Consider the following 12,982-nt stretch of genomic DNA (forward strand, 5'->3'; position numbering starts at 1 on the left):
GCTTTGTGAGCTTGATTGATAGCGTTGTTGATTGTGGTTGTTGGGTGTGGTTATTGAGTAATTTGCTGATAAATTTCGTCTTTGAGCTGTACGCGCCGCATTCGTAAGTGTCGAAAGTTGTCATCATCGGTAGGAATTTTGGCCATTTCAAGACCACGAATTTTGTGGTCGAGATGGTGGTACTCATCAACCATGCTGCAGAAGGCAGTGTCTGCCATTTTCATATCGTGAATCTTGTCTTTTAACTCGGGGAACTCGAACATGAGTGCGTGATTTTCACCGTGCATAGTCGCTCCTGTAGGTAATTGACGAACGCCTGACGCTACCGCATCTCTCCAAACGCCATTCCAACAATGATGGTGACGATGGTGAAGAGGTTTTCGTGAACAAGTCGACGTTACTTGGCTCTTCTTGCATTGTGCTCACAACACAGAGGATAAGAACAAAGACGATGGGATTCTAGCAGGAGGTGATAGGGGATGAGGGCAAGTCTTGATGGTAAAACGGGTCTTGCAGATAGGACGGGTAGTGATAACTATCCCGTCACTGGCATTAAGGCATTTGTAGCACTTAGCGATTGTCTTTGATTGACGCCGCTTCTTTCTTCAACAAGAAGATTTTGCTAAATCCAAGCTTGTTGAAGTAGCTGTCTCGGTGATTTCTCACCGCTTTGCCGTCCGCAATCACTTCGAGCTGTCTTTCCATTTTCAGAAAGTCAGTGATGTCGATACCTTCCGCTTCGGCAGCAGCTTCGTGTGGAGAGCGGTGCTGACGGTAGGAGAAAGTCATGACTTTGGTTTCGCCTTTGTATTCATATTGGAGTTGGCGTGACATATCTGCACCTTGAACAAGTTTTTTAGGTGGCGGAGTATTTATCAGCCACCTCTGCAAGTCAATCCCGCGTCACAGAATCAGAGCGAGAAACATAAGATTCACTAGGATGCTCTTCACAGGGATTGAACACTATCTGCTCTCCTGAGCCTGTTAGCAAACCAATGATGGCTGGGGAACCGTCTGGGTGAAGTTTTACTTCTCCCACCGCACTGGCGTTCACCAGAAGCTGGGGGCTACCGTTGTCAGGGCGTCGTCTTTCAATACGCATGCGCTTTCGGCGCGTGAAAATATTGAGGGGGGATTCTGGCCAGAATAGCTTGCGGTCAAACCATTCAAAAACAGACAAGTAGGGTTCAGGGAACTGATTGCGAAAGCCGCTACACGTGATTTGCCATATTCTTGGGCTTCCTTTTCGAAAACGTATCCGAATGTCGTAGGCAAAAGAGTAATGAACATCACCAGACAGGATCACGAAGTTTTTCGGCGTTTTGGGGTGTTTGAAAATGTTCAACAGTGCATTGGCAGAACCAGGATGCGCCATCCAGTTTTCTGAATCAGTTGCCAGAGGGTACCCACAGAAGGTGACAACACGCTGCAGGGTTTCAATGAATTTCACACCAAACATCGGTGCAGGCGACACGACGACAACGGCATTGGAATCAATGACGTCCTGCTGAAAATCCATGAGGGATTCCCAGTCCATTAATCCTGATGGTTTATTGCTACTGGACTCAGAGCGCCATCTCCGTGTTCGCGTGTCTAACACAACCACTTTAGGTGTCGTGGGAAGCGTGTAGTGCCAACGCTCAAAATGAAGGATAAGCTGGCTTACTTCATTGAGGGTACGTGGTGTGGGTTCCGCTGCGAATAGGGTAATGGTGTGCCAAAAGCCCTCGTCAAATGCGTTTGGGTTGTTTCCCCAGCCTTGACAGAAGAAGTACCCCAGCATGGCATTGGTCAATATGTTTTGTGCTAAAGGCGATTCGTATACTGCCCGCTCCCAACCAACCGTGAGATTAAAATCATCAGTAACATCGTGATCGTCAAAAATCATGTAGGTAGGAATGTGGGCGAATAAACGCCTGACATTTTTCAAGCCCGAACAGAATTGAGAAAGCTCTTGTTTTTCCCTTGTCCACCGCAGCCTATTCTCATCACTTAATCCCTGCACGCTATCGGCGTCAGGAAGGGAAATATGAGACCACAATGTTGGCGACCACACCAATACATACATTGCGATAAACTCGTTGAAGCTGATCAGGTGGTTTTCCGTGGTATTCGAACTGAATACCGGCTCAGGGGCGGATTTGAGCAAACGCTTGATCAGGCCATGGTTCACCGTGGTTTGTGGTAGTCGCTCAGAGCGCCCGTAAAATGGCATGGTATCAGGAGCTAATTGACTGCAATGCGTAATGGTGTCGTCGTCCAATTTTTGGTCGTACAGCCCAAGCATGCCGATTGTCTTTCGAATGGCGAACATCATTGGGCCACAAACATCATCCGCGTAGATCTGATCGCCACCCATTATCAGAAGATCAGCACGTTCTTGGACCGTAGTGGCATTGTATTTGTTGTCGAGCGCCACGAGTGCGTCATCACAGCGGTGGTGAGGGTGGCGACACGAACCGTGAGCGATATTTTCAGCGCGTGTCGAGATGATAAATGTTGGCCGTTTCTCTTCGGCATAAAGCAGACCGTCGATGCTTGACAACAACGAGCCTTGGTCTGTCAGAATATCGTATTCAAGTGGTGTATCAATGGGGAAACCGGCGCTGTGCTCGCTATCCGTTGCGGCTGTGTTGCCGTTGGAGAAATGGGCGAATACAACAAAACACTGCTCACCAAGCTTAACTTGCTTCTGAGCACTGAACGGGGCGCGAAAAATAGCGTGTTCATTGTCTGGTGAATAAAGTGCAAACTCGGCGTCAAGAGGTGCAGAGGTGACTGCCCAGACACAAAGCTCATGTTGAGTGGTTCTTCTTAAAATAGGCCCCGCTAAAAATAGGGGCAGCGACGTCGACATGTCAGACTCAATGATTCAGTTCTTATCCCCTTACTCTACGTGGCAAGAAACAGAATTTGTAGCGTCACAAGTGTAAATTGATGCAAATTCGCAACTTAAGTCGCCGTCAATTTGCTTTTCTCCCCACTAGGGCTTGTCCTGTAAGGTGGTTTGCATTGTCGAGCCAGAGTGCGGCCATTACATCTTCATTGATCCCCTCTAATGCATTAGAGAGCGCAAACTGGGCTTGAATGTGGTTTTGGTGCGCGGCAAGACTTAAGAAATAGATGCCTTTCTCTGTATCCTGATCAGTAATAAATCCATCGTGAAGCATTTTACCTAATGCATATTGCTCAACAGGGCTATTGCACAAGGCCAAGTCCAATACCCATTTGAATTCATCGTAGTCAATACCATGCGTCAACTTCTCACTCTGATAAATGCTGCTGGTGTTCAGCGCGTTGATATCAGGCGTATCGTTACAAAAGTCGAGGTAAAGAGTGGAAAGTTCAAACGCGGTTTCTTTGCTGACGCCAGTTACGAAGTAAGGTGACGCAATGTCACAGTTCTGTCTCGGTGACTTTCCGCGTCGGAGAGTCTGCCATCCTTGATAGAAATCGCTGTTAAGAAATGCCGTTGAATAATTCTGTTCGGTGGGACAATCGGTGACCAGCGGGAGGGTCTCGTCTGAACAACTGGTTGCACTAACAAACAACAAGGGAAACAACCACTTCATACCACGCTCCTGCTTTGATTGCTGTGCGTACAAGATCCCCAGTATAAGAAGCGACAAAAGTGGGAGACGTACCAAAATTGGGATTTAAATGAATGCTACTGATCGAAACCACCGCAAGATATGTGGTTAGAGATACTTCTGTCGTTACCAAAAGCAAACTGGTTTTTGTACCTTGCGGATGTCGATGGTTGGCTTGACTGACTGGCGTTCAGTCACTTTATCTGCACGAGTTGAGATCGCAGTTGTAATGATCGTGGTGCTCTATTGAACGGCGCCTTTTATCCAAGGCATAGCGGAGCGAGGCGTAAAAAATGGTGAAATAAGCCATAAGCTCTGTGCCTTCTTCAGCAACGTTTTTAGCGGTTCGAACATAACCGTTTGTCAGTACATCTTCCCATAGCGAACTCATGCCAAAAAGGCGTGAAAATACCAATAGAAGCGCTAGCCCTAAGCTAAGAATTGAGAAATATCGATGGCTGACAAAGTCGCTAAACCCTTTCATTGTTTCTGCTTTGTTGAGTAATGAATACAAGATGGCACTTGCCGCTACGAGTGTGACAGGGTATTTCCAAAAACCATGCATTACCCAGTCATCAAAAAATTTGTCGAGTTCACGAATCAACATACAGGCAAAAAAACCGATGACTAATGCACTAAAACGGCGAAAAGAAGGGTCTATTTTTGCAACGTAGAGGTAGCAGAGGATTGTTGCTACCAGTAAAAGCTTCTCACTATATTCGGTGAGTGATTGTTCGGAAATGTCATTTTTCAATACATTAAGATCGAGCTTGAGGATGGCGACGGGAAGAGCAACCAAAATTGAAAATAAAAAGAAATGTCCGAAAGCGCTCAAGATGGCGGTTTTCTGTGTGTTTTTAAGCGGCATCATAAGCTCCGTACTATCGAACGACTACCTTGGTTATTAGCGAACAAACGCTTCAAAATAATCGCCACATTGCGTGTTGAATATTGCACCATTAATGTGCGTGCAATTGCCCATTCGGTGATGGGCGGATGACTACAGTAGCAATTACTAATGAAATGAAATGACTTATATTTGAGATTTAACGATAAAATGACAGTTGTGGTTAAAGTGTTCTAATTGCAGGAAATTGCCATAAGAGATTAGATCTAAAACCAATTATGAATTCTTAAGGTTGGAAAAGATGAAGAAACAAACAACGATCCGCTGGGGCATGATTGGGTGTGGAAATGTGACAGAGCGAAAAAGTGGCCCTGCATTTGTTCAAGTCGAAGGTTCATCACTCAATCTAGTCACGGCGCGTCGTGAAGAGCAGGCAAAAGACTACTGCGAGCGACACGATATTCCGGAATACACGACTGATGCGACAGAGTTGATTAATCATCCAGACATTGATGCTATCTATGTGGCGACACCACCAGATAGTCATCGGGAATACGCGTTGATGGCTGCCAAAGCAGGCAAACCCTGTGTTGTCGAAAAGCCCATGGCGCTAAGCACTGCCGAATGCGATGACATGATTGCCGCTTTCGAAAAAGCCAACGTCCCTTTGTTTGTCGCTTATTATCGCCGTTCTCTACCTCGTTTTCGCACCGTCAGTGATTGGATCGCTCAAGGCAAAATTGGCAAAGTGCGACATATCCACTGGACCTATCATCGTGCCCCCAATCCCAACGATATTGCGGGCGAGGCAAATTGGCGAGTCAATCCCAGTCAAGCGGGTGGCGGCTATTTTGTCGATTTGGCCAGCCATGGCTTGAATCTGTTCCAGCAGTGGTTTGGTGACATTACACTGGCTCATGGCATTGCGTCTAACCAGCAGGGTTACTATGAGGCTGAGGATGCCGTATCTGCGTCTTTTGCGTTTGAATCAGGTGTGCTCGGCTCGGGCTACTGGAATTTTGCTGCGGCCACGCGAGAAGATCGTGTGGAGATCATTGGCAGCGAAGGAAAGATTGTGTGCTCTGTTTTTGGCGAAGAAGACTTTGTATTGGAAGGGCTGGAATCGTTAACTTCACTTCAAGAAAACCCCGACCCTGTGCAGTATTTTCATGTGGAAAACATGGTGAAGCATTTAAAAGGACAAAAAACGCACCCAAGCCTTGCTAAGAGCGCACGAAACACCACGTGGGCCATGGAGAAAATTCTTTCAAAATGAAGCGAGCATTTGCTTGAAACACGGTGATATGGCTGGAATAGGTTATCAATTAGCCACTTGACTCAAAAAATGCGGCGGAATGTGAATTAGTGCTTGCAAGCCTAGCGTGCTTTTCCTAATATCACTCTCGTTCTCTGGAACGCACAATTCCCCCTTAGTTCAGTCGGTAGAACGGCGGACTGTTAATCCGTATGTCGCAAGTTCAAGTCTTGCAGGGGGAGCCAAATTTAAGAAACCCGCCTTATGGCGGGTTTTTTGCGTCTGGGCGATCGCTACGCGATTTGTCGCGAGTCTGACCTTTTGCACTCCATCATTCATGACAAAATTCTGATATCGGGTTAACGGCAGCCACGTGTAATGTTATATTATAACATTACACGGAAAAAGCTTGATGGATCATGCTGCTATTGCTTCGTAACGTATTACTGCCTTTATGTCTTGCTGTCCTTTTGGGTTGGCAGGGTTTTGCGTTTTCCGAGCATCAAGCCAGTCATCAACATTCATTCAAGTCTGACCATCATTGCGCTCTCTGCGCGATGGGCGTTCCTTTTACTACGCCTCCCAATGTTGCTATTCCTGTGGTCAAGGCCATTGGCTATGTCACGTTCGACGTTCCTTGTTCTCCCCCTCAAACCTTATCATTTGCTCCCAAAGCGCGTGCACCCCCAGTGTGTTCTTCACCTTCGAGATAAGAACTTTTTAAATTAACTGGAGATAACATGCTTACTAAAACTTGTTTTACGCTTAGTGCAATAGCATTGGGGATGACCGCATCGGTTGCCGCGAAAGATGGCGACTTTATTCAACATGATTCTCATCAACACGGTGTTGTTGAATGGCACATGGCTCAGGATGGAAATGACTTTTTGGTTGAGATCACTGCCCCAGGAAGCGATATAGTGGGATTTGAGCATGCGCCTGAAAATGATGCACAGGAAGCCGCAATTCTCAAGGCAATAGACGTTCTTAAAAAGCCTGGCACCTTGGTCGCGCTGAACGCTTCAGCGGATTGTAAGCTGGTGGAAGCGTTGGTGACGCAGACCCTTGATAAGCATGATGACCATAAAGATCATGACCATGGTGCACATGCGTCGCACGATGATCACCACGACGAACATGCCGATCATGATGACCACAAAGATCATGACCATGATGCACATGCTTCGCACGATGAACACCACGACGAACATGCCGATCACGATGACCACAAAGATCATGACCACGATGCACATGCATCGCATGAAGAGCATCACGACGAGCATGCGGGTCATGATGACCACAAAGGACATGACCATGACGAACATGAAAAGTCAGGCTCATCACACGGCGAGTTTTCGGCTCAGTACACGTATAACTGCGGCAGTCCTGCTGACCTAGAGACAGCGGTAACTGACTGGTTTACTGTATTTGAAAAGACGGAAAAAATCAGCGTTCAAGCCATTACAGATAAAGGTGTGTTGGCGACTGAATTGACGTCAAAGTCCAATACCATTCGTTTCTAGCTTTAGGGTGGCCCCACAATTGGGGCCTCAAGACAAAAAATGCTGTTAATTGAAAATCTATGTTTTAAGTGGCCAGGGCAGGCTGAGTGGCAAATTGATATTCCTCATTTTGAAGTAAAGCAAAATGAGAAAGTATTTCTCAAAGGGGCGAGTGGTTGCGGTAAGTCGACATTACTTGGACTGATCGCTGGCATCAATGTTGCACAATCGGGTGAGCTGCGCATTTTGGATGCGGAACTGTCGGCAATGAAAGGTTCCAAAAGAGACGCTTTTCGTGCAGATCACTTGGGTTATATCTTTCAGCAGTTCAACTTACTGCCCTATCTTTCTGTGCTTGATAATGTGACGCTGCCTTGTCGATTTTCTTCTTTAAGAAAACAGCGTGTCGAGGCCACACTTGAAGAAGAAGCGACGCGTTTGTTGCGCGCGTTGGCTCTGCCTGATAGTTGCCTAAATAAGCCTGTGACCGAGTTGAGTATTGGCCAGCAGCAACGTGTTGCCGCAGCCCGAGCCTTAATTGGGCGCCCAGCTTTATTGTTGGCGGATGAGCCAACCTCCGCACTGGATCATGATAGCCGAAATGCCTTTATTACCTTGTTGATGAAAGAATGTGAGCGTGCAGGAACCAGTTTGCTTTTTGTTAGCCACGACCACACGCTGGAATCGCATTTTGACCGCGCCGTCTCTCTGACTGAAATTAACCGTGGTGCCACGCAAATGGAGTTGGTGTAGATGGCTATTTTCCGACTAGCGCTTCAGAGCCTCAACAACCGCAAAGCCACGGCTTTTTTGACCATATTGACCGTCGCGATTTCGTTACTCTTGCTGTTAGGCGTAGAACGAGTTCGAACCCAAGCAAAAGAGAGCTTTGCCAACACCATTTCTGGTACTGACCTTATTGTGGGAGCACGTTCAGGACAGGTGAACTTGCTGCTTTATTCTGTTTTCCGTATCGGCAATGCAACCAACAATATTGATTGGTCTAGCGTGGAAGAGATACAAGGTAATCCTGCCGTGGCATGGTCCATTCCTATTTCCCTTGGAGATTCTCACCGAGGCTTTCGTGTGGTAGGCACCACGGGGGATTATTTTAAGCATTATAAATATGGCAATAAGCAGCCTATTACCTTTTCTGAAGGCCAGCCATTTGAGGGCCTGTTTGACACCGTGATCGGCGCTGAAGTCGCGGCAAAGCTTGGCTATAAAATGGGCGATGATATTGTCATTGCGCACGGCCTGTCAGACGTGAAGTTTAGTCGTCACGACAATTTGCCATTTACAATTACAGGGATCCTTGCGCCAACCGGAACGCCTGTTGACCAAAGCGTACATGTCTCTCTTCCCGCCATTGAAGCCGTGCATGTCGGCTGGGAAAGAGGTGTGCAGATGGGCGACGGGGTGAGTGCCAAAGACATTGACCCAGACACGCTGCAAACAGAGCAAGTCACCGCGTTGTTGGTAGGGCTTAAAAGCAAGATTCAAACTTTTGCTTTGATGCGAACCATTAATGAATATCCAAGGGAGCCATTAACCGCCATTATGCCCGGCATTGCGCTGCACGAGCTTTGGGGCTTAATGTCTGTGGCAGAGCAAGCTTTGCTGGTGGTATCGGGTTTTGTCGTGATTGCGGGTCTTTTGGGTATGTTATCTAGCCTTCTGACCAGTTTGAACGAACGCCGACGAGAAATGGCGATATTGCGGGCTATGGGTGCAAGACCTGCTCATATTTTTGCGTTGTTGATCAGTGAAGCGGTATTCTTAACCCTACTGGGGATCATATTGGGTGTACTTGCACTGTTTATCATTCTCGGAGTCTCCGCGCCATTTGTGTTGAGTCAGTATGGGCTTCAACTTTCTTCAACTTGGCTGAATACACAAGAATTGACTTTGATTGGCATTGTTTTGGTCGCAGGCTTTCTGGTGGGTGTACTGCCTGCATTGCGTGCTTACCGCCAGTCACTTTCCGACGGAATGACGATACGGATATAACATAATGAAAAAATTACTTTTATTGTTGGCAACGTGTTTGCCTTTGTTGGCGCAAGCCAACGATACCTTGACCCTTGATTGGATTGACCTGATACCGGAAGCCGAGCGAAAAATGTTTGCTCAGAATGGTATGCCAATGATCGATCACAATAGTGATGTCACACAGCAAAATTTAGTGGGAAATATCCGCGCTGAGCTTAATAACAGTCAGGTCAAAATACCGGGTTTTGTCATCCCTCTTGAAGGAGATGCCAACACGGTGACTGAGTTTTTGCTTGTGCCATTTTTTGGCGCTTGTATTCACGTGCCACCGCCACCACCAAACCAAATCGTGTACGTGAAATTTGAAGCGGGCGCACCAGTTCAAGAACTTTGGGATGTGGTTTACGTGGTCGGTACGCTGAAAACACAAACCGTTTCACACGATATTGCTCAAGCAGGTTACTTGCTTGAAGGGGTGTCGATAGAGCCGTATGACGAATAAGTGATTTGGCTTTTGTATAACCAAACCGCCCACGCTAGGGCGGTTTTTTGTTGCTACTCGCTAACTTTTCGCGTCTATGTGTTCAGGTTTTGATGGTCAACGGGGCGGGTTATTGAGATAGCCCATGTCGCGAAAGGCTGCGTTTAACATTTGAAAAATAGACTGTCTGTGCTGGAACGCTATCGACGTTGTTCTTGCTTTTATAGCGAGATAAGAAAGAGCGATAAAGGCCATATTTGAAGTACACGTAGGAGGCATCCATTGTTGCTCCTTCATAATCCACTTTCTGAGTTCCATTTACCCATACCCGAAAAAAGCCCGTTTTGTCTTTCTCCCATCGCACGTGAACTTCGACACGATGCCAGCGACCGCGAAGCGTAGCCTCTTGAATTAGCAGATAATATTCACTGCTGCGACCCGTTACCTGATTATCAAGGTGATAACCGCCGTCGCTGTTTTGGAACATCCAGACAGGGTGAGAGCCTTTTTGATGAAATTGGCCGAGCGCAACTTTGGTTGGATATACATTCTGGTAGGTATCGGGAAAGTAGATAGACCAACCGTACCAGTATTCACTATGTAGACCGGTTGATTTTTTTATCTCTGAAAGCTCACTTCGCTCGCGGTCGTTCAGGCAGTCATTCCATCCCGAATTGAAAGAGCAATCTCCTGGGCGCACATCGAAGACGTCGATCATTGGTGTCGATGCGGCTCCCGTCATGTCGGGCTCGATTCGATAACCATGTTTAGTGGTATTTAACGAACGTTGAAACCATTCAAACCCGCCTGCTGGGCTTGAATGGTGGCTGGAGACGGACGCACAACCACCGATAACTATACCGAATATTGGTGCAACCCGTTTTACGTTGAAAGCAATCTTCATAACATAAAACGTAGCCGCAGTTTGAGCATGTGTCCTTACGGGATCACGAGTGCTGTCCAGGGTAGAGCGTATGGAGTGTGCTGTCTATCCAAAGCATGACGTTGTCCCAACCGCGCTTTTTCGTTTTTATGGCACTGAGTGTCAGAAGTGGTGGGCTAGAGAGTTCATCGATAGAAAGTAATTTTACTGTGCCTTCAAGCCATTCATGGTTGGCCACGTGAGCGGGAACGAATGCCCAGCCCACACCGCGCATAACAAGGTTAGCAATGTAAAAATAGCTATCAATGTGCCAATAGCGCGGTGATAGGGGTTGCTCTTGTGAATACCCCAAACGGTCGCGTATGGCGAGTTGGCGATGTTTGACCAGGTCATCTTCATGAGGGTGGTCAATGGCGGAAAGAGGGTGGTTGTAAGCCGCGATAAGCACCTGATTAACCGTGGTAATGTCGTACCAATCTAGTGACTGCGATAGGGGTTTAACCCGGAAGATAAACCCCATATCCGCTCGACCTTCGCTCACCCATGTAGAAATGTCGTCTTGAGAGCCATTGAGTATGGTGACTTTTAATTCGGGAAAGTGCTCCGCCAACATCGCAAACAGTATCTCAAACGTCTGCATGGGTACGGCTTCATCCATGGCAACGGTAAAGGCGACAGGATCACCCTGCGTGACCGCCATTGCGCGTGAATTCATGCGTTGGCACTGTTGCAAGATGGCTTTTGCATCCACCAACATTTCCTTACCGGCCTCGGTTAGCACAGGAAGCTTGGCGCTGCGGTCGAACAAGTCGAACCCGAGGTCGACTTCCAAGTTGGCGATGGCGGTACTCACTCGAGATTGAGCCTTACCCAGCTTACGTGCGCCCGCTGAGAAAGAGCCTGCTTCAGCTGATTCTACAAAGGCTTTGAGTTGTTCAAGTGTCCACTGCATCGTGACATCTAACCTATCCGTTTTTAGGATTGATTGTAACTTTTATCTATATCAAAACAACGTCAAAATCGCGCCTGTCTCATTTTCCCTTTTAAAGTAGTCTTTTATGCATGCTATAGAACCAAAACCGAGTGAATCGATCACGAAAACGTTTTGGCGTTTTACTGTCCCTGCTATTGCGGCGATGATCGTTAACGGGCTCTATTATCTCGTTGACGGTATTTTCATTGGTCACTTTGTGGGGGCAGAAGGCCTAGAAGCGGTGAATATCGCATGGCCGGTTATTTCCATTGTGGGCGGCGCTGGCCTAATGATCGGTATGGGAGCGGGAAGTCTGATCTCTCAATATCGTGGCGAAGAGAATTTAGGCGCGGCGCGTAATGCGATGGCGACAGGCTTATGGCTGACAGCCTTGTTTGGTGCTTTATCTTCACTCTATATCATCTTGCTTGGCGAACCGTTAGTGCAGTTGCAAGGTGCGACGGGGCTTGCTGAAGGGTATGCCGTCGACTACCTATATATATTTTCGTTTGGTGCTGTGCTGACAGTGGCTGCATCTGCACTGCCATTTTTGATTCGAAATGATGATAGCCCGATCGTCGCGACTGCCATGATGGTGGCAGGTGCACTGAGCAATATCGCGATGAATTATCTCTTCATTGGTGTATTGGGATGGGGCCTCAAAGGCGCCGCAATGGGAACCATTGTGGCGCAGCTAATCACAGTCATGATGGCGTTTGTTTATTTGTTTTCTAAGCATTCGGTGCTTTCAATATTTAAGCACTCAGCGAAGGGTAACTTGTCCGACGCGAAGCAAACGGTAGTCTTGGGTAGCTCGTCGCTGGCGATGTTTATGTATTACGGTGTGCTGGTGGCCTTTCACAACAAGCTGTTTGTGATCTATGGGTCAAACGTCAGTGTAGCGGCGTTCGCTGTCGTGGGTTACTTGATGACGCTCTACTACGTCGTCGCAGAAGGCATTGCCGAGGGTATGCAACCACAAGTCAGCTTCTATCATGGTGCGAAACAGTACAAAAACATCGTTAAAGTTGCGAAACTTGCCACGATTGTATCGTTAGTGGCTGGCGTTGCTTGGTTGGCCGTGCTTAACGTGTTTCCTGAAACCGTAATTGGCCTGTTTAATTCAGGTAACACCGCACTGATTCAAGAGGCAACCACAGGCATTCGTTTACACTTATCAGCGATGTATCTGGACGGGCTCATTATTCTGGCATCAATGTATTTCTTGTCAGTGGGCAAAGGTGGAACGTCGTTGGCTATTTCTTTGGGTAACATGTTTATCCAGCTACCATTTTTGGCGGTATTACCAAGAATGTACGGTGTGGAGGGCGTGTGGATGTCAATGCCATTGTCCAATGTGTTGCTTGCATCCATAGTGATTCCGATTATGTGGCGACATATTCTTAAGCAACAGCCTGATAAAGATATACCAAACCTAGCGGTCGCATAACGAAAACAG

13 protein-coding genes and 1 tRNA gene are annotated in these 12,982 nt (G+C 47.3%); 7 read left to right on the forward strand and 7 right to left on the reverse strand.

Translation table 11 applies throughout. From position 1 onward, the window contains the following. Window positions 1-50 precede the first annotated feature (50 nt). The 5 genes from Q365_RS0103110 to Q365_RS26635 form a co-directional block, all read right to left on the reverse strand. Window positions 51-287: a YdcH family protein gene (locus Q365_RS0103110; RefSeq protein ID WP_028021973.1), complete on the reverse strand. Its 237-nt coding sequence runs from the start codon at window positions 285-287 to the stop codon at window positions 51-53. 283 nt (window positions 288-570) lie between these two features. Further along, entirely contained in the window at window positions 571-834 is a 264-nt protein-coding gene (locus Q365_RS0103115) for a DUF2960 family protein (protein WP_028021974.1), read from the reverse strand. A gap of 58 nt (window positions 835-892) precedes the next feature. Then, the gene (locus Q365_RS0103120) at window positions 893-2,857 is read right to left on the reverse strand and encodes an alkaline phosphatase D family protein (protein WP_028021975.1); all 1,965 of its coding nucleotides are present in this window, start codon (window positions 2,855-2,857) and stop codon (window positions 893-895) included. Between the two features lie 106 nt (window positions 2,858-2,963). Then, entirely contained in the window at window positions 2,964-3,572 is a 609-nt protein-coding gene (locus Q365_RS0103125; RefSeq protein ID WP_028021976.1) for a tetratricopeptide repeat protein, read from the reverse strand. Between the two features lie 217 nt (window positions 3,573-3,789). Next, window positions 3,790-4,458 carry a hypothetical protein gene (locus Q365_RS26635; protein WP_245621479.1) on the reverse strand — a complete coding sequence of 223 codons (669 nt, stop codon included), beginning with the start codon at window positions 4,456-4,458 and terminating at the stop codon, window positions 3,790-3,792. Between the two features lie 280 nt (window positions 4,459-4,738). Here Q365_RS26635 and Q365_RS0103135 point away from each other — a divergent pair, with 280 nt between their 5' ends. The 6 genes from Q365_RS0103135 to Q365_RS0103165 all read left to right on the forward strand — a co-directional run bounded on the left by Q365_RS0103135 (window position 4,739) and on the right by Q365_RS0103165 (window position 9,688). Further along, window positions 4,739-5,713, forward strand: a complete 975-nt coding sequence (locus Q365_RS0103135; RefSeq protein ID WP_035024298.1) for a Gfo/Idh/MocA family protein — start codon at window positions 4,739-4,741, stop codon at window positions 5,711-5,713. Between the two features lie 148 nt (window positions 5,714-5,861). Beyond that, window positions 5,862-5,937, forward strand: a tRNA-Asn gene (locus tag Q365_RS0103140). A 495-nt stretch (window positions 5,938-6,432) separates the two neighbouring features. Then, window positions 6,433-7,215, forward strand: coding sequence for a zinc uptake protein ZrgA (gene zrgA, locus Q365_RS0103150; RefSeq protein WP_028021978.1), 783 nt, complete (start codon window positions 6,433-6,435; stop codon window positions 7,213-7,215). Window positions 7,216-7,254: 39 nt separating this feature from the next. Continuing rightward, window positions 7,255-7,947 (forward strand): ABC transporter ATP-binding protein, encoded by a 693-nt coding sequence (locus Q365_RS0103155; RefSeq protein ID WP_028021979.1) that lies wholly within the window; start codon window positions 7,255-7,257, stop codon window positions 7,945-7,947. Continuing rightward, window positions 7,948-9,204 (forward strand): ABC transporter permease, encoded by a 1,257-nt coding sequence (locus Q365_RS0103160; protein ID WP_028021980.1) that lies wholly within the window; start codon window positions 7,948-7,950, stop codon window positions 9,202-9,204. It begins immediately after the preceding gene. Between the two features lie 4 nt (window positions 9,205-9,208). Beyond that, complete coding sequence (locus Q365_RS0103165) at window positions 9,209-9,688, forward strand: DUF3299 domain-containing protein (RefSeq protein WP_028021981.1); 480 nt, start codon at window positions 9,209-9,211, stop codon at window positions 9,686-9,688. Window positions 9,689-9,797: 109 nt separating this feature from the next. On the opposite strand, the gene Q365_RS25330 is transcribed toward Q365_RS0103165, so the two are convergent. Together Q365_RS25330 and Q365_RS0103175 are read right to left on the reverse strand one after the other, a co-directional pair. Next, window positions 9,798-10,571 (reverse strand): heparin lyase I family protein, encoded by a 774-nt coding sequence (locus Q365_RS25330; RefSeq protein ID WP_081796123.1) that lies wholly within the window; start codon window positions 10,569-10,571, stop codon window positions 9,798-9,800. Window positions 10,572-10,614: 43 nt separating this feature from the next. Next, window positions 10,615-11,502, reverse strand: a complete 888-nt coding sequence (locus Q365_RS0103175) for a LysR family transcriptional regulator (protein ID WP_028021982.1) — start codon at window positions 11,500-11,502, stop codon at window positions 10,615-10,617. Window positions 11,503-11,608: 106 nt separating this feature from the next. Here Q365_RS0103175 and Q365_RS0103180 point away from each other — a divergent pair, with 106 nt between their 5' ends. Continuing rightward, entirely contained in the window at window positions 11,609-12,973 is a 1,365-nt protein-coding gene (locus tag Q365_RS0103180) for an MATE family efflux transporter (protein WP_028021983.1), read from the forward strand. Window positions 12,974-12,982 lie beyond the last annotated feature (9 nt).

This window comes from Enterovibrio calviensis DSM 14347 (assembly GCF_000621165.1).
Classification (GTDB): Bacteria; Pseudomonadota; Gammaproteobacteria; order Enterobacterales; family Vibrionaceae; genus Enterovibrio; species Enterovibrio calviensis.